Consider the following 22,109-nt stretch of genomic DNA (forward strand, 5'->3'; position numbering starts at 1 on the left):
GCGTAGTCTGGATTCGCAGACCAGTCAGATCTGTTGTCAACCAGCTGCGCTAACCTGCATTTTTTCATCCGCAACGTTAGTTCGCAGATGCCGTCGGTCTGATCGTAATTTCTGTTGTATCGACACTCTCAGGCGCCTCGATGATGTGGCGCACAGCGCGGGCGATATCAGCAGGTTTGAGGGCAATAGCACGGTACGCGTCCATCGCCGCCATAGTTTCCGGGTGCGTAATGGTCGAGGCCAGTTCGCTTTCCACTACCCCAGGGTTAACGCAGGTCACGCGGATGTTCGAACTTTCCTGACGTAAACCATCCGAAATCGCCCGTACGGCGAATTTGGTGGCACAGTAGACAGCAGCCGTGGGCACCACGGACAAGGCACCAATCGAGCCGATATTAATGATTTGTCCCGAGCCCTGGGCTTCCATAATCGGCAGCACGGCGCCTATCCCCCACAGCACGCCCTTGATATTCACGTCAATGGTGCGCTCCCACTCATCCTGCTTGCCTGCCGAAAGCGGAGAAAGAGGCATGATGCCCGCGTTGTTAATCAGCACGTCAATGCGGCCCCACTTTTCACGCGCGGCCTGTACGAAGTCAGCCATCGACTGGCGGCTGGTAACGTCTAAGGCTGCGGCCTCTGCTTCCCCCCCTGCACTGCGGATTTCAGCAGCCAGGGCGTTGATGCGATCCAGCCTGCGAGCGCCCAGGAAAACGTTCGCGCCTGCCTTGCCTAACTCTCTGGCAATACCTTCTCCGATACCGCTTGATGCACCGGTAATTAAGATAACTTTGTTCATGTTTTGCTCCTTACGTTGAGTTCAACGTGATAATAGATACTCACCATTGTTTCTTGTATCCTGCATTTACTGGACTCACTGGTTAGCAATGTTAAACAATGAAAATCGATCTCAATCTGTTACCTGTTTTTCTGGCGGTCGCCGAGGAGCGCAGCTTTAGCGCTGCCGCCGCGCGGCTGGGCATAACCCGCTCCGCTGTCAGCCAGGGGATTAGGCGTCTTGAAGATGGTTTTCAAACCCTGCTGGTGATGCGCACCACGCGCTCGGTAAGCCTCACTGAAGCAGGGGAACGGCTGCGTAAATCGTTGCAGGCTCCCATCGCCAATATTGAAGCGGCATTTGAAGACGTCGCGTCGGACAGCACACCGCGCGGCCAGCTCAGAATAGCGGTCACCTCAATCGCGGAAGCGTTTCTCTCTGGCCCGCTGCTCGCTTCGTTTGCGGCTGCGCATCCTGCGGTATCGCTTGATATCTTCGTGTCGGACGAGGAGTTCGATATCGTGGCGGCGGGCTATGACGCCGGGGTAAGGCTGGGTGAAGTTATTGAAAAAGACATGATCGCCGTTCCCCTTACGGGTCAGCAGCGTGAGAGGGTGGTGGCTTCACCGTCCTATCTGGCGACTCACGGCGTACCTGAGCACCCCCGCGAGCTGGTGGCTCACCGGTGTATCGGCTGGCGTCCAGCCCCGGACGTTGCCCCCTATCGCTGGGAATTTGAGGAGGCGGGCGTTCCTTTCGATGTGGCGATTGAACCGCAGATCACCACAAACGATCTGCGCCTTATGCTCAGCCTGGCACTGGCCGGCGGCGGCATAACCTTAGCCACGGAGGATACATTCACTCCGTATATTGAAACGGGGCAGCTTGTTGCCCTGCTGGATACGTTTCTTCCGTCTTTTCCAGGCTTTTATCTCTATTTCCCCCAGCGTCACAATATGGCGCCCAAGCTAAGAGCCCTGATCGAGCACGTCCGCCAGTGGCGACAGCCAGCGGCAACGCACAGCGTTCAACGCTAACAAGGCCAGTAACTTTCATGCAGATTTTCCTTACCCTGCCGCTGCCCTTTGATAAACATCAACGACACCGCCCTCCTCCCATGGAAAAGTAAAAACGGACACAACTCACTCAGGGGATATGTCGTGCCGGGGATGGCTTAACGATGTATCCCGTACGCTGGACAAGACATCACACAAGGATGGAGCCTTAAAATGTACAGACCCATGGTCGTTATTTTCTTTATTCTGCTAACCCTTGCAGCCCTCATAGAAATAGGTTTTTTATCCTTCGGGTGATCCTCAAGCAAGGGGGCGCTTGCCTGGGTACTTTGATCTCATTACAGTTTTTTCCTAAAGCCACCCCGCTTCGTCTGTGCCATGCTGAATCACGCTCATAACCGATAACGTTAAATGAGGATATTATGAAAAAAACAATTATCGCATTATCTGCCGTTCTGCTGGCTTCCCCAGTATTTGCTGCGACCACACATGCAACTGACGATACCGTCGCTGCGGCGAACGCAAACGCCAACGAAGCGAAGCAAAAACTGCACGAAGAGCAGAACAAAGGCGAAGAGCTGAAGCTGAAACAGCAGCATGCTGCGGAAGGTAAAAGCGAAAGCTTTGGCAGCAAAGTCAGCGAAGATTCCCAGAAAGCCTGGCATAAAACCAAAGAAGGCACCGAGAAGGGGTGGGATGCCACTAAAGAAGGCGCAGAGAAAGGCTGGAACAAAACCAAAGAAGGTGCCAGCGAGCTGGAAAAGAAAGTCACTGAATAACCGACATACTCACCTCAGGGCCGCGTTAGCGGCCTTTTTTATTGCTTCGAATAAAAGCGATACGTCGTGTATATCTGCCCCTTTTTGTTCGCCGCCTTATGACGACAGATAGGATTGATGCAAATGTCCGGATGCCCATCCCTGCGGTCATTTTTTTTCGCCCTCAGTATCAGGTTAATGAATGACCGTATTGAAAATACAGCAGGTTATTATATTTCCTGCTCGCAGTAGCATAATTCCAACACCACATAAGAATATATTTTAAATCCCTATTAATATAATATATCCTACATCAAGAATGTTATCCTAACTTAAACCATGATTAAGCAGCTTTAAATAATAACATTTTTAATTGCATTCAAAAACGACACTACCAATTATTAAACTACATCTAAAACATAAATAAAAAAGCATAGTGAAATCAAAAAATATCCAACAAAAACAATCTATTAATAAAAAAAATACATAAACCTCATCAATAAATTAATGGCCTCTTTACGACCTACCTCTTTATTTACGAAAGCTTAATTTGCACATTCACCGTTTTCTGGCTATATCATTTTTATATTCTCAAAACCAAATCCTCTATTAATTACAGGGTTTTATAAGGCACAAAATACGCATAACAAACATTCTGTCTCGTAAGTAATTACATTCGCTCTGATGTTGCCACTCTGAATCCTGGCGGGCATCGTTCGCTCTAAAAAAGACGGTGAGTGCTGTTTAAAAAACAGTAACTCCGCCGGGGGCGCCCTTTACCTTCTCCAGAGATGGCTCGTCTTGCTCGTCGTTCACGATAACTCTGCTGGAGTAATACCTAAATGAGCCAAATCTCTGTTATATCAAAACTCACTGGCGTGGAAACGACTACGGAAGGCACACAGGTTACGCTGAGCCATTCCTCTATCGTTGAGCTTCATGTAGAGCGAGCCGATGTCTCCCACTTCGCGCGAAGTGGTAACGATCTGGTGGTGACACTGCACTCCGGGGAAGTGATCACCCTTAAAAATTTCTATGTCACCGACGCACAGGGCGTGAGCCAGCTGGTGCTCCAGGAGAGTGACGGTGCGTTATGGTGGATTGAAGATCCCACCGGGGCCGCCACGTACGAATCCATCGCGTCCACGGACGCCTTGCTGGCCGCATCCGGGAGTGATGCAGGTGGTGCCGCCATCTGGCCGTGGGCGCTGGGCGGCATTGTCGCAGCTGGCGCCATCGCGGCGGTGGCAAGCTCCAGCGGCGGCGGCGGCGGGGATGACGATGATGGGAATAACAACAATCCTAACCCTAACCCCAGTACGCCAGTCGATCCCACCAACCCGGATACAACACCGCCGAATGCACCCTCCAGCCTTCAGTTCTCGTCGGACGGTAAAAGCGTCACCGGTACCGCCGAGCCCGGCAGTACCATCACGCTGAAAGACGCGAACGGCAACGTCCTTGGCACCGGAAAAACCGGCAGTGACGGCAACTTTACCGTGTCTCTCGGTACTCCGCTGACCAACGGCGAACAGGTGACCGCCACCGCGACGGATGCGGCCGGGAATACCAGCCAGGGCACAACGATTACGGCGCCGGATCTCACCGCACCCGATGCCCCAACGATCGGCAGCGTGACGGACGATATTGATCCTCAAACGGGGTCGGTCACAAACGGCGGCAGCACCAACGATCCACGCCCGCAGCTCAGCGGCACCGCGGAGGCGGGCTCCACCGTAACCATCTATGACGGCGGAGTCGCCATTGGCACGGCGCTCGTCGCCAGCAACGGCACCTGGACATTTACCCCGTCAACCGATCTGACTGAAAGCACCCACCAGATTACCGTGCGGGCAACCGACGCCGCCGGCAACCTCGGACCGGCCTCACCGGTATTTACCCTCACCGTGGATCTTACCCCGCCGACCGCGCCAACCGCGATTGTGCTGACCGACGACACGGGTGCGATCAGAGGGACCATAACCGCAGGCACGCCTACCGATGCGTCAAAGCCGATCCTGGCGGGAACGGGCGAGCCCGGTGGCACAATCACTATCTACGATAACGGCGTTGCGGTTGGAACCACAACGGTGCTGCCGAACGGCACCTGGAGCGTCACGCCAGACGGCCCGCTCGCGGACGGAACGCACACGATAACCGTCGTTGAAACCGATGCAGCCGGAAACCAGAGTGCGGCCTCAGAGCCAATCATCTTCACCGTGGACACCACGCCGCCGCTGGCCCCCGGCGACCTCGTCGTATCGAATGATGGCGGCACCATCACCGGCACCGCGGAGCCTGGCAGCACGGTAACCATCCGTGAAGGCGACGCTATCCTTGGCACCCCGGTGGCCGACAGCGAGGGCAACTTTAGCCTGACGCTGACCCCGCCTAAGCTCAACGGCGAAATCCTGACCGCAGACGCCACCGACGCTGCGGGCAACACGGGGCCAGCAACCTCCGCAGCAGCGCCGGATATCAGCCCACCGCAGGCCCCGGTTATCGTGTCGGTGATTGACGACGTGCTGAACACAACCGGTCCCGTGGACCAGAATGGGCTGACCAACGACCGGGCGCCGACCCTGAACGGCACGGGCGAACCCGGTTCGACCATCACGATTTTCAACGGCAGCGATATCATCGGCACGGTGGTCGTCCCCTCATCCGGCCTGTGGAACTTTACGCCGCCCTCTCCGCTGGCCGATGGTACGTATGTGCTGACGGCAACGGCGACGGATGCCGCCGGTAACCCGAGCGGACAATCGAACGCGTGGACCATTATCGTCGACGGGACGGCGCCAGCCGCCCCGGTGATTACGCAGGTCGTTGACGATGTGCCCGGACGAACCGGCTCGCTCGACCTCAATGAGACCACCAATGATTCAACTCCGACGCTCAGCGGTACCGCCGCGGCCAACGCCACGGTCACCATCCGCGTGGATGGGGTTGATATTGGAACCACCGTCGCCGATGGCCTCGGCGCGTGGAGCTTTACTCCGGACACCCCGATCGCTGAGGGTCAACATACCCTGACCGCCGTCGCAACTGACGCGGCGGGCAACATTAGCGACGTATCCAACAGCTGGGGCATCATCATTGACAGCGTTGCCCCGGATGCGCCGGTCATTACCCAGGTGGTGGATGACGTGCCAGAGCGCCTCGGCGCGCTCAACTCTGGCGACAGCACCAATGACACCACGCCGACGCTCAACGGCACCGCGGAGCCGGGCTCAATCGTCACCATCCGCCAGGACGGCGTCGATCTCACTACAATTGTGATCGACAGCAGCGGCACGTGGACCTATACCCCAACCACACCGCTTGTTAACGGCACCTATACCTTTACCGCCGTCACCACCGATGGAGCGGGTAATACCAGCCAGCCGTCAGGCGGCTTTACCCTGACCGTCGATACCACGCCGCCAGCGGCGGCCACCATCGCCACCGTAACCGATGACGTCGGCGGCGTTAACGGGCCGCTTACCAGCGGCGACACCACCGACGACACCCAGCCGCTGCTGCAGGGCACCGCGCCGGCAGATGCGGTGATTACCGTCTATGACGGCACCACCCTGCTCGGCACCGCGACCCTCGACGGCAGCGGCGGCTGGAGCTTTACCCCCGTTATCCCGCTCACCGACGGCCCGCATACGCTGACGGTGCATGCCACGGATGCCGCGGGCAATACCACCATCTCAACGCCGTTTGAACTGACGGTAGATACCGTTCCGCCAGCCACGCCGGATATCCCGGCAATCACCGTCAATCCTGACGGCACAGAAACGCCGCTGAACCCGGGAGAAACCACCCGCGACACCACGCCGACCCTGAGCGGCACCGGCAATCCGGGCGATACCGTGACCATCTACAACGGTGGGGTCAAGCTTGATGATGTGCTCGTGGACGGCACCGGCAACTGGACCTGGACGCCAGCTACCCCGCTGCCTAACGGCACCTATGACATTACCCTGACCGTCACCAATATGGACGGCACGGGCAACGAAAGCGCCCCGTCCCAGCCGGTCACCATCACCATTGATACCGATGCGCCAACAGCACCAGCAGCACCGGTGATCACCGACAGCGTCAGCCAGATAACCGGCCCCGTTCCCGATGGCGGAACCACCAACGATCCGCGCCCGATCCTGAGCGGCACCGGTACGGCGAATGACGTTATCAACATCACTGATACCGTTAACGGCACACCGACCATCGTGGGCACCGTGACGGTAGACAGCAACGGCAACTGGAGCTGGCGTCCTGACAGTAATATTGGGGAAGGCAGCCACGTCTATACCGCCACCGCCACCGATGAGGCGGGCAACGTCTCTGACCCGTCGCCAGCGATTACGATTACCGTGGATACCGTAGCACCGGATGTCCCGGTATTTGACGCCGTCGGGGGCCAGCCGAATGGGGGCTTAATCACCGATGCGACGCCAACCGTCGGAGGTACCGGCACGACTGGCGACACGGTCATCGTTTACAACAACGGCGTTGAGGTAGGACGTGTCGATGTCGTTAACGGAGAATGGAGCTTTGTCCTGCCACCACAGCAGGACGGCCTGCTGAACATCACCGTTGCGGGAGTCGATGCCGCAGGTAACGTCAGCGCGCCGAGCCCGGTCGTTTCCGTCACGCTTGATACCCTTGCGCCGGAAATCCCCGTCATTAGCGCCGTTGCTGACAGCCAGCTCTCCAACAACCAGCTGTATACGCAGGACGGCACGCCAACCCTTACCGGGACCGGTGAGCCGGGAACTACCGTGATCGTTTCCGTAAACGGCACGCCATCTGCCGTGACGGTAACAGTGCAGCCGGATGGCACCTGGAGCTGGACTGCCGACGCGACGCTGCCGGATGCTACATATACCTTCACCGTCTCTTCCAGCGATCCGGCGGGTAACCTCTCTGGCAGTTCAGCACCGGTGAGCGTGACGGTAGATACCGTTGCCCCGGCAGATCCGGGCAACATGAGCCTGCCAGATGAAGGAACACCGCTGACCGGTACCGGTGAAGCGGGCAGCATCATTACCGTGACAAACGGTACTACGGTCATTGGTACTGGCGTTGTCGGCAGCGACGGCAGCTTCTCCATTGCGCTGAGCCCGGCGCAGCTGGATCCAACCACGCTGACCGTGACCGCCACGGACGCAGCAGGAAATGCCAGCGCTGACGTGCCTTTTATCGTTACCGACTCGCCGCTTGAGCTGCCCCAGGTACCCGTCATTACGGCCATCGTCGATGACGTGGACCCGGTCACCGGCGATGTGAAAGGCAAAACCACCAACGACACCACGCCAACGCTTACCGGTACGGCCGAAGCGGGCAGCGTGATAACTATCTATCAGGACGGTAGCACGACGCCATTAACAACGGTGACCGCCGACGGCAGCGGCAACTGGAGCTATACGCCGGCCGCGCTTGGCGAGGGGCTGCACACCTTTGAGGTGACTGCGACCCTCAACGGTGCCACCAGCGGCCGCTCTCCGGCGGCCAGCGTAACCGTCGATCTGACCGCGCCGGGCACGCCAACCATTGGCTCGGTCATTGACGACGTGGGTCCTGTCACCGGTCCGCTGACCAGCGGCCAGACCACCAACGACAGCCAGCCGACCCTCACCGGCACCGGCGCGGTGGGTGATACTATCTCCATCTACAACAACGGCGTGCTGTTGGACAGCGTGGTGGTTGGTAATACCGGTACCTGGAGCTACACCACGCCCGCCCTGCCAGAAGGCAGTAACGTTCTGACCATCCGCGAGACCGATCCGGCGGGAAATCAGAGCGGTCCTTCGGCGGACTTCACCATCGTGGTGGATTCCATTTCCACCACGCCGGTCATCACCAGCGTAACGGATAATGTGGGCAATACCGCCACCCCGGTAGCCAGCGGCAGCGAAACGAACGACGCCACGCCAACCCTTTCGGGGACAGCGGACGCAAACAGCATCGTGACCATTTTCGATGGCGCTACCCAGATTGCCGTGGTTACGGCTGATGGCACCGGCGCGTGGAGCTTTACGCCAGAGACCGCGCTTGTCGAAGGGCCACACGCGTTCACGGTTCAGGCAACCGATCCGCAGGGTAACCTGAGCCTGGTCTCAGCCCCGTGGAGCGTGGTGGTTGACCTCACGGCGCCGACGGTTCCAACGCTGGATACAGTAAGTGATAACGTCCCTGGCGGCGTCACGGGCAACCTCACCAGCGGGCAGGCGACCAACGACAACACCCCAACGATTAGCGGCACCGGACAGGCAGGCAGCACCATCTACATCATGAATAACGGTACGCAGTTGGGTACGACGACCGTCGACGGAAACGGTAACTGGTCCTTCACCCCGACCACGCCGCTGGACGACGGCAGCTACTCCCTGCGCGCGTACGCAACGGATGCCGCGGGCAACGCCTCGGCGAACTCGTCGGTCTTCGCCTTCACCGTCGATACCGCAGGCCCCGGCGTGCCGGTGGTGACCAGCGTGATTGACGATGTCGCACCGATCACGGGGACGCTCACGTCGGGTAACAGCACTAACGACGCGCGTCCGACCTTCAACGGTACGGGCGACGTGGGTTCTACGGTGCACGTGATTGTTGATGGCAACGAAATTGGCACCGCCGTGGTCAATGCCCAGGGCAGCTGGACCTTCACGCCGGGTACCGATCTGATCGACGGACCGCATGCCATTACCTTCAACGCCACCGACGCGGCGGGCAACGTGGGTACTGCAACGGCACCGTTTAACCTGACGGTGGATACGGGCGTGCCGTCTGCGCCGGTCATTTCAGCCGCGGCAGATAACGTGGGCAGTATTCAAACCCCGCTCACTTCCGGGCAAAGCACCGACGACACCACGCCAACGCTGAGCGGCACCGCAACGGCCAACGCCACGGTCACTATCTATGAAAACGGGCAGCCTGTCGGCACCGCGCTGGCAGACGGTACCGGTGCATGGAACTTTACGCCGTCCACGCCGCTGGCGGCTGGCAGCCACACCTGGACCGCCACGGTCACCGATGCCGCAGGGAACATCAGCCCCGCCTCGCCAGGCTTTACGCTGGTTGTCGATAGCACGGCACCCACCGCGCCGGTTATCAGCCAGGCGATTGACGATGTGGGGAGCATTACCGGGCCAATCACGTCCGGGCAGACGACCGACGACACCGTACCGCGGCTGGTCGGAACCAGCGAACCGTTTGCCACTGTGAATATCTATGAGGGAACCACGCTGGTCGGGACGGGCACCGCAGACGGCAGCGGCAGCTGGAGTATCTTACTCAATACCACGCTGACAGAGGGGGCGCACAGCTTCACCGCGCAGGCTACGGATGCCGCAGGCAACACCAGCGCGTCGTCCGCAAGCTTCAGTCTGACGATTGACACCGCGCCGCCAGCGCTGCCGGTGCTCACCAGCATTCTGGATGACGTCGGCAATGCGGCAACGCCAGTCGCGAACGGAGGAATAACCAACGACGCGCAGCCAACCCTCAGCGGTACGGCGGAAGCGGGTTCTACGGTGAAAATCTTCGATAACGGCGTGCAGATCGGCAGCGTGATCGCCACCGGCGGGGCGTGGAGCTATACGCCTTCTCCGGCGCTGGGCAACGGCCCGCACACGTTGACCTTTACCGCCACCGATGCGACGGGCAATGCCAGCGCGCCAACCGCCGGGTACACGATTAACGTCGATACCCTTGCTCCGGCAGCGCCGGTCATCAGCTCGGTAATTGATGATGTCGGTAGCGTCATCGGTCCGGTAACCGGCACCAACCCGACCAACGACACGCGTCCGGCCCTGAGCGGGACCGCCGAAGCGAATGCAACAGTACGGATCTACGATGGCATCACGCTGGTGGGCACCGTCACCGCCGACGGCAATGGCAACTGGACGCTGCCGGAAACCACCACGCTGACGCAGGGCACCCACAACTTCACCGCCACGGCCACCGATGCCGCAGGCAACACCAGCCCGGCATCGGCCGTGACGACGATTATCGTCGATCTGACCGCGCCAACGGCCCCAACCGGAACCTTCAACGCCGACGGTAGCGTCTTAACCGGCAATGCTGAAGCAGGCAGTACCGTCACCATCCGTCTCACGGACGGCTCGACGGTCACGACCACAGCGGGCAGCAACGGCACGTACAGCTACACCTTCGTTAACAAACAGACTGAAGGCCAGACGCTGCAAATCACCGCCACCGACGCGGCGGGCAATATCTCGCAGCCCGGCTCGGCGCTCGCGCCAGTGGTGCCGCTCTCCGCCAGCAATAATGTCGAAGAGCTGGATCTCAGCACCACGGCCACCGTCACCAACAGCCAGTACAGCGACTACGGCTTCCTGCTGGTCGGCGCCGTGGGCAACGTCCTGACGCTGCTCGGTAATGACACCGCTCAGGTCAACTTCACCGTGGGCAGCGGCGGCAGCGCGGATATCGTCGTGAACGCCAACGCCACGGGCGCGGTGCTCTCTCTGCTCAACACCCTTGAGCTGGTGGTTCAGCGCTTTGACACCGTTAACAACACCTGGACTACCGTAGTCGATACCGGACAGCCGCAGTTTGCCGACCTGCTGACCCTGGGGGCAACAGGCGTTTCGCTAAACCTGACCGGGCTGGCGGACGGCAACTACCGCGTGTTGAGCTATAACACCAACCTGCTGGCAACCGGCTCCTACACCAGCCTCGACGTGGCGGTGAAAGAGACCGGGCCGGGCACCGTTACGGGCGACACCAGCCTCGGCGGTAACGTGATCACCGACGTTGACCCAACCGCAGGCAGCGACAACGCTCCGGCAGGGGCAACGGTCACGGCCGTCACTAACGCCCAGGGTGTCACCACCAGCGTCACTGCCGACGGCACGGTGATCCAGGGTCAGTACGGTACGCTGACCATTAACCGCGACGGCAGTTACACCTACGATCTGACCAACACCAGCGCATCGGTGATTGGCCGGACGGAGAGCTTCAGCTACACCATCACGCATAACGGCGTCAGCGCGTCGGCGAATCTGGTGCTGTCGCTGGGCACCGGTACCGCCACCAGCGGTATTGTCGCGGTTGACGATACGAACTCGCTGACCTTCGATACCACCGTCAACGCGATTGATAACGGTACGTCGTCCCAGGGCGGCTTTACCCTGGTGGGAATCAATCTCGGCAACACGCTGGGGCTGAACCTGCTGGACGATATGACCAATCCCATCATCTATAACGTGGAGGAAGGCACTACCCGCACCATGACCATCCAGGCCTCCGTGGGCGGCGTGGCGCTGGCGTCGGTGTTTGATCTGTACGTCTATAAGTTCAACAACGCGACCCAGACCTTCGAGCAGATGCGCGTTGAACCAGGCTGGCTGCGCGCGCCGCTGTTGGGCGGCACCTCGCCTCAGCTGACGCTGCAGCTGCCGGCCGGTGAGTACCTGTTCCTGCTGAATACGGCTGCAGGGATCACCGCCCTGACGGCCTACACGCTGAACGTGCTGCAGGATCATGTCTACAGCGTGGCGAGCGTCAGCGCGAGCACTACCGGGGACGTTCTGTCGGATGATATTGCGCCAGTCGGCACGCTGGTGACGGAAGTTAACGGCGTAGCGGTGAACAGCAGCGGTCTGACGAACATTACCGGCGAGTACGGTACGCTGAGCATCAACGCGGCCGGGGAGTACACCTACACCCTGAATAGCGGCGTCGGCGTTGACCACATCAGCACCCCGGATACCTTCGTCTACACCATTACCGCGCCGGACGGCACGAAAGACACGGCTTCGCTCAACATCACCCCAACCGCGCAGCCGATGAATGCGGTGAATGATGTCAGCACCGCGATGGACGTGACGTCGGTACACCACACCGCCGCGTACTCGGATACAACCGTCGGGTCGGCGAGCTGGAACGCCGCGCTGCTCGCTTCAACCCAAGGCTCCGGCTCCGGCACCTTCGTGGTGGATGCCAATACCGCGCTGCACAACGTGGTGCTGTCATTTAACGTCGCCTCGTTGCTGACGCTTACAGGGTTGACGGTTGACTGGACGCTGACCAACGGCGCCACCACCGTCAGAACCGGCTCGTTCAACGGCGGGCTGCTGCTGGGCGGCACGGCAACGGTCAACCTGACGGGTCTCGACCTGGAGGCGGGGACCTACACCCTGAGCTATACCGGCAGAATGGGGCCACTGGGAGTAGGAAATATCACCATCACCCCAAGCGTCACCGGCACAAGCTACTCGCTGTCGCAGTTCGACGCCACGGGCACCCACACCGTTGACGGCAACATTTTCGACGGCACCGGTTCCGCAGGGACGATGGACCAGCTGCACTCGGTGGATACCCGCGTGAGCATTACCGGCTACGACGGCGTTACCACTACGCTGGATCCCTACACCGGCAGCACGCAGTCGAGCATCACGGGTCACTACGGCACGCTGGCGATTGCCGCAGACGGCAGTTACACCTATACGCTCAACCCGGGGATATCGCTCTCTACCATTACCACGAAGGAGGTCTTTAACTACACCCTGACCGATGCCAACGGCACCACGGACACCGCGTCGCTGACCATCAACATGGCGCCGAAATTTATCAGTTCGGAGCATAACGATGTGATTAGCGGTACGGCCTACGGCGACACGCTGATTTATCAGGTGCTGAACAGCACGGCGGGCAACGCGACGGGGGGCAACATCACCAGCGCTGGCGGCGACCACTGGACGAACTTCTCCCTGGCGCAGGGAGACAAGATCGACATTGGCGATCTGCTGGTGGGCTGGGACGGGAATACCGCCTCGCTGGGGAATTATATCAATGTCACGCAAAGCGGTAGCAACACTGTGATCTCCATCGACCGTGACGGCGCAGGGAGCACCTACACTAATACTGCACTCGTTACGCTTGATAACGTGCAGACCACGTACGACGAGCTTGTGAACCAGCAACACATCATTACCTGATAGCACCTGCAGGACATGACCCGGGCGCACAGCGCCCGGGCATAAATAATAAAGCTGTACTTATTTATTAGGGACAAGACATGGGAATAAAGATGCCTTACTGGTGGCTCTCGTGCTGCCTGATATCTGTACCCGCCATCGCGGCAAACCCGGCGGCAACCATCAATACCGGACAGCTCCGCGAAACGCAGGAACTCCCCTCACTGAATGGCCGCGTCGCTCCGGTGGCAGGCAAAGCCGCTCCCGGTTCACTACAGCTTGGCGAGGCCGTTAATCGCGCCGTCACCTGGCACCCGGCGATCGCTGAAGCCGTGGGCAAACTCTACGAACAGAACGAAGAGGTCGACGTCGCCAAATCGAAATACTATCCGCAAATCAACGCCGGCATGGACAACGGGTATTCCCACGATGGCGACCAGAACGGCTTTACGCCGTCGCTGGTGCTCTCTCTTTCACAGATGCTCTACGACTTCGGCAAAGTGGCAAGCCAGGTGCGGGCCGAAAACGCCGGGGTCGCCCAGCAGCAGGCCAACGTGCTGGTCAGTATCGACACCATCGCCCACGATACCGCTATCGCCATGGTGCAGGTGCAAACCTGGCAGCAGATGGTCGACACCGCCAAAGAGCAGCTTGACGCCCTCTCATCAATCGGCACCCTGACCCGCCAGCGTAACGACGAAGGGGCCACTTCCCTGTCTGACGTGGTGCAGACCGACGCGCGCATTGAAGGGGCGCGCGCCCAGCTGATGCAGTATCAGGCCAGCCTCGACAGCGCCCGCGCCACGCTGATGAGCTTTCTCGGCTGGAACAGCCTGAACGATATCAGCAATGACTTTCCGCAGAAGCTGGCCCGCAGTTGCGATATCGCCGAGCCGGACGATCGTCTGGTGCCTGCGGTCCTCGCCGCCTGGGCACAGGCGAACGTCGCTCAGGCTAACCTTGACTACGCCGACGCGCAGATGACGCCAACCGTCTCGCTGGAGCCGGAAGTCCGTCACTATCTGAACGATCGCTACGCGGGTAACGAAACGCGGGACCGCACCCAATATTCCGCCTGGGTGAAAGTCCAGATGCCGCTCTATCAGGGCGGCGGACTCACCGCCCGACGCAACGCCGCCGGTCACGCGGTGGAAGCGGCGCAGTCGACCATTCAGCGCACGCGCCTCGATGTCCGCCAGAAGCTGCTGGAGGCCCGCAGCCAGGTCATGAGCCTGCAAAGCACGCTGCAAATTCAGGGCCGCCAGGAGGCGCTCAGCGCCCGCACCCGCGAGCTCTACCAGCAGCAGTATCTCGATCTCGGCTCGCGCCCGCTGCTGGACGTGCTCAACGCCGAGCAGGAGGTCTATCAGGCGCGCTTTACCCAGCAGCAGACCCTCGGTCAGCTGCATCAGCTGCAGCTCAACTGCCTGTATAACACCGGGCAATTGCGTCATGCGTTCGATCTTGATAACCGCACCATCCAGACCGTGGAGATCCAGCCATGAAGCAACGCGACATCCCGCAGGGGGAAACGATGACGGATGAGGCGCTGGAGCAGTGGGCTCAGGCGTTTGGCTTTGTCGCCACGCGCTACCGCGTTGCCTGTTCGCCAGGCTCGCTCGTCGCGGGCGCGCCGTGGCTGAAAGGCAAACCGATGGTGCCCGCGCTGACTCAGCTTGCCCGTGAAGCCGGGCTGACGTTCCAGCTGCTGACGGCCGATCAGCAGTCGATCAACAGCTGGCGTCTGCCGGTGGTGGTGGCGCTGAACGACGGAAAAATCGGCGTGATCGAGAATTTCGACGGAGAAGATACGCTCGAGGTCAGCTTTTTCGACGACAAGACATACACCAACCGCCTGTCGATGAGCGCAATGCTGCCCGCCATCCGCCACGTTATCGCCCTGCGTCCGCTGGCCGCGCTGAAAGACAGCCGCGTGGACGCCTACATCTCAAAGTACCGTCCGGACTGGCTCTACCGGCTGGTGATGCGCGACCTGCGCCCCTACAGCTGGGTGATGCTGGCGGCGCTGTTTATCAACGTGCTCTCCCTCTCCGGCATTGTCTTTTCCATGCAGGTGTATGACCGGGTGATCCCCGCCCAGTCCTACCCGACGCTCTACGTGCTGACCATCGGAGTGCTGATCGCCACCCTGTTTGGCTTTGTGCTGCGCGTTGCGCGCGGGCACATTATGGATCTGCTGGGCAAACGCTCGGATCTGCGCGTCTCGGATCGCGTGTTCGGCCACGCGTTACGGCTGCGCCACAGCGCCATTCCGCGCTCCACCGGCAGCTTTATCTCCCAGCTGCGCGAGCTGGAGCAGATCCGCGAGATGGTCACCTCCTCCACCATCTCGACGATTGTCGATCTGCCCTTCTTCTTCCTGTTTGTGGTGGTGCTGGCGATCATCGCCCCGCAGCTGGCGTGGATCGCCCCGGTGGCGGCAGTGATCATGGTGCTGCCGGGCCTGCTGCTGCAAAAAAAGCTGGCGGAGCTGGCGAAGCAGTCGGCGCATGAATCCACCCTGCGCAACGCGGTGCTGGTGGAGAGCGTGCAGGGGCTGGAGGACATCAAGCTGATGCAGGCGGAGAACCGCTTTTTGCAGCAGTGGAACAGCTATATCCAGATCACCGCGGAATCCGGCCTGCGCACCCGCGAGCTGACGCAGAACCTGATCAGCTGGGGGATGACCGTCCAGAGCCTGGTTTACGCCGCCGTGATCGTGGTTGGCGCGCCGATGGTGATTGACGGCACGCTGACCACCGGCTCGGTGGTAGCCGCCTCAATGCTGGCCTCCCGGATGATCGCCCCGATGGCGACGCTGTGCGGCGTGCTCGCCCGCTGGCAGCAGGTTAAGGCCGCCAAAGAGGGGCTGGACAGCATTATGCAGCTTCCTACTGAAAATCAGCGTGAAGAGACGCCGATCCGCCAGGACGTGCTGCGCGGACACTATCTTTTCGAGCAGGCGCAGTTCCGCTATCAGCCGGAAGATCCGCGCATGGCGCTGCGCATTAACCGTCTGGAGATCAGGCCGGGCGAGAAAGTGGCGATCCTCGGGCGTAACGGCGCGGGCAAATCCACTCTCCTGCAGGCGATGGCGGGCGGCATGGATCTGGCCGCCGGCGAGTTGCGGCTCGACAACCTCAGTCTGCCGCATCTGGACGTGGCCGACGTGCGGCGAAACGTCGGCTTTATGACCCAGAACGCGCGGCTGTTTTACGGCACCCTGCGCGAGAACATCACCCTCGGCATGCCGCGCGCCACCGACGAAGAGATTTTCGAGGTGCTGGAGATGTGCGGCGCAGCCAGCTTTGTGCAGAAGCTGCCGAAGGGGCTGGACTACCCGATTATGGAGAACGGCGTGGGATTGTCCGGCGGGCAGCGGCAGTCGATTCTGCTGGCGCGGATGCTGCTGCGCGATCCGAATATCGTGCTGATGGACGAGCCGACCGCCTCCCTTGATGAACACACCGAGCGGGAATTTATCCAGCGCCTGGGGGCGTGGCTCGGCAACCGGACGCTGGTTGTCGCCACCCACCGCGTGCCGGTGCTGGAGCTGGTGGAGCGCGTGGTCGTGCTGAAAGATGGGATGCTGGTCATGGACGCGCCAAAAGCGCAGGCGCTGAACAACAGCCGCATGCAGCAACAGCAGCAGGCAGCAACCGGACGGGAGTGGAAAAATGAAAATCAGTCAGCGTGACGTAGCGGCGATGGACGATCTGGATAATGCGCTCGACTCCGAAAGCGGCTATACCGGCGCGCGGCGGATTGTGATCTTCTCGCTGCTGATGTTTGTCGCGCTGGGCGTCTGGGCGTGGTTTGGGATGCTGGATGAAGTCTCAACGGGAACCGGAAAAGTGATCCCCAGCTCGCGCGAGCAGGTGTTGCAGTCGCTGGATGGGGGGATCCTCACCGAGCTGAACGTTCACGAGGGCGATCAGGTGCAGGCCGGACAGGTGCTGGCGCGGCTGGATCCAACACGTTCCGAATCGAACGTCGGCGAAAGCGCGGCGCGCTACCGCGCGTCGCTTGCCTCCAGCGCCCGTCTGTACGCCGAGGTGAACGATCTGCCGCTGAAGTTCCCGCCTTCGCTGGAGAAATGGACCGAACTGACCGCCGCCGAAACGCGGCTCTACAATTCGCGCCGCGCGCAGCTGGAGGACACGCAGCGTGAACTGCGTTCAGCGTTAGATCTCGCAAACAAAGAGCTGGCAATCACCCAGCGGCTGGTAAAAACCGGCGCCGCCAGCCACGTGGAAGTGCTCCGCCTGCAGCGGCAGAAAAGCGACCTGGAGCTGAAGCTCACCGACGTGCGTTCCCAGTATTACGTTCAGGCGCGCGAGGCGTTATCCAAGGCCAACGCCGAGGTGGATATGGTCTCGGCGATCCTCAAAGGCCGCGAGGATTCCGTCACCCGCCTGACGGTAAAATCCCCGGTGCGCGGGATCGTAAAAAACATCAAAGTCACCACCATCGGCGGCGTGATCCCGCCCAACGGCGAGCTGATGGAGATTGTGCCGGTGGACGATCATCTGCTGATTGAAACCCGCCTCTCGCCGCGCGATATCGCCTTTATCCACCCGAACCAGGAGGCGCTGGTGAAGATCACCGCCTACGATTACGCCATCTACGGCGGGCTGCACGGGGTGGTGGAGACTATATCCCCGGACACTATCCAGGACGAGGCCAAGCCGGAGGTGTTCTACTACCGCGTGTTTATCCGCACCAGCCAGGATTACCTGGTGAATAAGGCGGGCAGGCATTTCTCGATCGTGCCGGGGATGATTGCCACAGTGGACATCAAGACCGGAGAGAAAACGGTACTGGATTATCTGATCAAGCCGTTTAACCGGGCGAAGGAGGCGCTGAGGGAGCGATAGACTTCGCCGGGCGATGTGTTGCAGTATGAATATCTTGAGCCGCTCAATCTGAAAATTAGCGATCTCGCGGAAATGCTTAACGTGCACCGTAACACCATCAGTGCTCTCGTTAATAATAATCGTAAACTGACGGCCGATATGGCAATCAGACTGGCCAAGGCATTCGATACCACCATTGAATTCTGGTTGAACCTGCAGCTAAACGTCGACGTCTGGGAAGCACAAACTAATTCCCGGACTCAGGAGGAGTTGAGCCGTATAAAAACGATTGCAGAAATCATGGCAAAAAGGAAATCAGGCCAGCCGGATGTGGCCTGAATCAAACCGGCTCTACAGCGCCACCTTTAATCCCCCACTGTCCCGGCGTTTTACCGGTCCACAATCTGAAAACTTCAATAAATGCGCTGACGCTGCTGTAGCCGCAGGACAGCGCAATCCATCCCACCGGCTTCCCCGCCGCCAGCCACTCCATTGCCTGCATGACGCGCGCCAGCTGCCGCCAGTTGACGAAATTCATTCCCGTCTGGGCGCTAAATCGACGGTTAAACGTACGCACGCTCATCCCGGCATGGCTGGCATGGCTGTTGACCGTTTGATTATCATCGACACACTGCAGCAAGTGGCTGACCACCTTCTTCAGACGCGGATCCGTCGGTACGGGCAGATAAAAGCGCACCTGAGGCGTCAGGGCAAGCTCATCCAGCAGCAGGGTGAGCTTTCGCGGATCGTACTCGTTTTCTGCAACGCTTAAGCGGGAAAACAGTGCATGAGTGAGATCGTCGGGCTCGAACAGCGCGGGGGCATCGGGAAGCATTGCACAGCACGCAGGGTCAAGATAGATAGCGCAGCCTTCTATCGCGCTTTCAGAAAAGGCGGCGTGCTGCTGGCCCGGCGGGATCCAGCCAATATGGTTTGCGGGTACAACCGAACGCCCCTGTTGGGTCTCAATCACCAGCAGCCCCGTTGCAATACGCCAGAGCTGTCCGGTGGGATGGCTGTGCCACGCGGTGCGGTAACCGCCGGGATGACGGAGCGTCTCTGTACCGATCATCTTAACCTGGCCGAAAATCGTTATTCATCGACGTATTACAGAAACTGCGCCGTCGACTGTCAAGGATAATGGTGTCTCAACTACACAAGGAGCCAACATGAGCATCATCACAACCCTGATAGCCCAGCCTGACAATACCCTACAGCGCGAAAAAATGGCGTGCCTGTTAAGCCGCTTGTTCAAAGGCGAATTAGATCCCGCAGAGGTGTTCACGCCCGATTACCAGCAGTACACGGATGGTCACGCGCTTGATTTTCGGGGTTTTGTGCAGCACCTGAACCACGTCCGCTCGCAGATCCGCGCGATCGCATTCAGGGTAGAAGAGCTGGCCTGTCACGAGAATCTTTTAGCAGACCGGCACTGGGCTACGGTGACGTATCCAGATGGTCGCCAGGCGGAATTAGAGGTGTATATGTTTGCCGCACTGCGCGAGGGGAAAATCTGTCGTATCCATGAAGTGACGCAGACGATCGGCGGCGATGCTTCAGACCGCGCGCTCGCCCACGCCACGCAATAAGCTCACCCTGCGCGCACAACGGCAACTGCCGTTATGCGCGCTCTGTTACAGGGAGATCTTCAGGCGTCGAACCGCTTCTTTAAGCTGCTCATCCGTTGGGGTGACGAATGACATGCGCAGCGTTGTCGGGTCCGGTTCGTTGCAGTAGAAGAACTCGCCCGGTACAAACACCACGCCGTTGCTTAAGGTTTTTTCCAGCCATTTCGTCGTATTCATGCCGTTGTTCATTTTTGCCCACAGGAACATCCCGCCCTTCGGCTTGTGGAACGACATCACATCGCCCAGCTCGGCTTCCAGTTCCGTTGCAAACGTCTGGTATTTCTGGCGATAGGCCTCGCGGATCATTTTAATCTGGTTCGCCAGACGCCCGGTTTTCAGGTACTCGTAGGTCATCAGCTGGGACAGCGTGCTGGTGTGCAGATCGGTGGTTTGCTTGAGGTTCACCACCGCGCGCTTCAGCCATTCCGGCACCAGCACCCAGCCCACGCGGGTGCCCGGCGCGAGGATTTTGGAGAAGGTAGAGGTGTACACCACGTTATCTTCATTGCCGATATCTTTCGCATGGGCAATAAGCGGTCGGAACACGTCATCGGTGTAGTTAATTTCGCTGTACGGATCGTCTTCGATAATCACGAAATCATGGCGCTTTGATAATTCCACCAGCTGTTTACGGCGCGCTTCGGAAAGCGTTACGCCGCCAGGGTTACCAAAGGTTGGAACGATATAAACCGCCTTGATGGTTTTCTTCGCCACCAGCGCTTCAAGTTCATCGACCTTCATGCCGTCGCCGTCGGTGCCGACGGATTCAAAATTCGCCTGTGCCAGGCCAAAGACCTGCAGCGCGGCGAGATAGGTAGGACGTTCAACGACAACCGTATCGCCCGGATTAATTAACGCACGCGCCAGCACGTCCAGAGATTGTTGAGAGCCGGAAGTAATGACCACGTCATCGGCCTTACAGGCGATGCCGCGCCCCTCGCAGATGCGTTTAATTTCTTCGCGCAGCCCCGGTACACCTTCCGTCAGGCCATACTGGAACGCCTCGCCAAAATTCTGTGACAACACGGCATCGGCGGCAATTTTAAGCCCTTCGCGATCGAACAGGTCCGGATTGGGAATACCGCCGCCCAGCGAAATCACGCCCGCCATTTTGCTATGTTTTAATAATTCACGGATGGCAGATGATTGCAGGCCCTGCGCGCTGCTGGCGAGTTTGTTTGCAGACATTCTTTGATTACCTTCTTTTTTTATATTGTGCCCAATCTTAGCAGAATATGAGCAATAAATTCCGTTAGCTTAGGGAGGGGACGCAAATCCTGACGCCACAGTAAATGCACCGGCCTCGGCGCGGGCGTGAATGGCTCCAGCACACGCACCAGCCTGCCGCTTGCCAGCTCTTCCGCCACCAGCACTTCCGGTTGCAGCAGCAGCCCTGCCCCGGCTCGCGCAGCCATGCGTAAGCCGTAGCCGTCGTTGCATCTTAAGATCGCATCCCGCTTCCAGCGCACCTCCCCTTCCGCACCCGGCAGCCGCCACTCGTTGCGCGCGGTCCACACCGTGTGCGACAGGCACAGATGATCCACCAGATCGGCGGGCGTCTGCGGCGTGCCGTGTCGCGCCAGATAATCCGGCGCGGCGCAGATCACCATGTTGTAGGGACACAGATATTTCGCCACCAGATCGTCATTGCGGATATCGCCAATGCGAATGGCCAGATCGACCCCCTCTTCCACCAGATCGACCATCCGGTTGGTGAGATCCAGTTCGATACGCACTTCCGGGTAGCGCTGCAAAAATGTAGCCGTCAGAGGGGCGATCGCGCAGCCGCCAAACGACGTGGGGGCGGTGACGCGCAGGGTGCCGGCGGGCGTCGCGCGCAGCCGTTCAACCGCGCTTTCGGCAATCGAGACCTGCTCCAGCACGCGCCTGGCCTCTTCGAAATAAACGCGTCCGGCGTCGGTCAGGCTCTGGCGACGGGTATTGCGCTCCAGCAGCCGCGTGCCGAGCTGAGATTCGAGCAGCGCAATATATTTCCCGACCATCACCGCCGACATCTCCAACCGCGCCGCCGCGCCGGTGAAGCTGCCGCTCTCTACCACCGCGATAAACGTCTCCATGCCGCGAAGCTTATCCATATTCCAAACCCCTGGTTAGCAATCATCTAACTTTAGCCCAGTTTATCTG

11 protein-coding genes and 1 pseudogene are annotated in these 22,109 nt (G+C 59.6%); 8 read left to right on the top strand and 4 right to left on the bottom strand.

Annotated elements, in window-relative coordinates; genetic code table 11:
- Positions 1 to 76 precede the first annotated feature (76 nt).
- Entirely contained in the window at positions 77 to 799 is a 723-nt protein-coding gene (locus DG357_RS17570) for an SDR family oxidoreductase (RefSeq protein ID WP_088204880.1), read from the bottom strand.
- A gap of 98 nt (positions 800 to 897) precedes the next feature.
- Between DG357_RS17570 and DG357_RS17575 the strand changes: the two genes are divergently transcribed.
- From DG357_RS17575 to DG357_RS17605, 7 genes and pseudogenes are all read left to right on the top strand, one after another.
- Positions 898 to 1,815 carry a LysR family transcriptional regulator gene (locus DG357_RS17575; RefSeq protein ID WP_049136901.1) on the top strand — a complete coding sequence of 306 codons (918 nt, stop codon included), beginning with the start codon at positions 898 to 900 and terminating at the stop codon, positions 1,813 to 1,815.
- Positions 1,816 to 2,216: 401 nt separating this feature from the next.
- Positions 2,217 to 2,573 carry a hypothetical protein gene (locus DG357_RS17580; protein ID WP_028014145.1) on the top strand — a complete coding sequence of 119 codons (357 nt, stop codon included), beginning with the start codon at positions 2,217 to 2,219 and terminating at the stop codon, positions 2,571 to 2,573.
- An 821-nt stretch (positions 2,574 to 3,394) separates the two neighbouring features.
- Positions 3,395 to 13,501: a BapA/Bap/LapF family large adhesin gene (locus DG357_RS17585; protein WP_108780344.1), complete on the top strand. Its 10,107-nt coding sequence runs from the start codon at positions 3,395 to 3,397 to the stop codon at positions 13,499 to 13,501.
- An 80-nt stretch (positions 13,502 to 13,581) separates the two neighbouring features.
- Positions 13,582 to 14,985: a TolC family outer membrane protein gene (locus DG357_RS17590; protein WP_041908566.1), complete on the top strand. Its 1,404-nt coding sequence runs from the start codon at positions 13,582 to 13,584 to the stop codon at positions 14,983 to 14,985.
- Positions 14,982 to 17,177, top strand: a complete 2,196-nt coding sequence (locus tag DG357_RS17595; RefSeq protein ID WP_028014148.1) for a type I secretion system permease/ATPase — start codon at positions 14,982 to 14,984, stop codon at positions 17,175 to 17,177. The genes DG357_RS17590 and DG357_RS17595 overlap by 4 nt, the downstream gene beginning before the upstream one ends.
- A 10-nt stretch (positions 17,178 to 17,187) precedes the next feature.
- A complete protein-coding gene (locus DG357_RS17600; protein WP_088204896.1) occupies positions 17,188 to 18,357 on the top strand; it encodes an HlyD family efflux transporter periplasmic adaptor subunit in 1,170 nt (389 codons plus the stop codon).
- Positions 18,358 to 18,675 (top strand): annotated as a pseudogene (locus DG357_RS17605) (HigA family addiction module antitoxin); the annotation flags it as partial. It lies immediately after the preceding gene.
- Between the two features lies 1 nt (position 18,676).
- Here DG357_RS17605 and DG357_RS17610 read toward each other — a convergent pair.
- Complete coding sequence (locus DG357_RS17610) at positions 18,677 to 19,408, bottom strand: AraC family transcriptional regulator (RefSeq protein WP_088204883.1); 732 nt, start codon at positions 19,406 to 19,408, stop codon at positions 18,677 to 18,679.
- Between the two features lie 97 nt (positions 19,409 to 19,505).
- Here DG357_RS17610 and DG357_RS17615 point away from each other — a divergent pair, with 97 nt between their 5' ends.
- Positions 19,506 to 19,925, top strand: coding sequence for a nuclear transport factor 2 family protein (locus DG357_RS17615; protein WP_049136897.1), 420 nt, complete (start codon positions 19,506 to 19,508; stop codon positions 19,923 to 19,925).
- A 45-nt stretch (positions 19,926 to 19,970) separates the two neighbouring features.
- Here DG357_RS17615 and DG357_RS17620 read toward each other — a convergent pair whose 3' ends face one another.
- Positions 19,971 to 21,152, bottom strand: coding sequence for an aminotransferase-like domain-containing protein (locus DG357_RS17620; protein ID WP_088204884.1), 1,182 nt, complete (start codon positions 21,150 to 21,152; stop codon positions 19,971 to 19,973).
- Positions 21,153 to 21,172: 20 nt separating this feature from the next.
- Positions 21,173 to 22,060 carry a LysR family transcriptional regulator gene (locus tag DG357_RS17625; protein ID WP_063437854.1) on the bottom strand — a complete coding sequence of 296 codons (888 nt, stop codon included), beginning with the start codon at positions 22,058 to 22,060 and terminating at the stop codon, positions 21,173 to 21,175.
- Positions 22,061 to 22,109 lie beyond the last annotated feature (49 nt).

Source organism: Enterobacter bugandensis (assembly GCF_900324475.1).
Classification (GTDB): Bacteria; Pseudomonadota; Gammaproteobacteria; order Enterobacterales; family Enterobacteriaceae; genus Enterobacter; species Enterobacter bugandensis.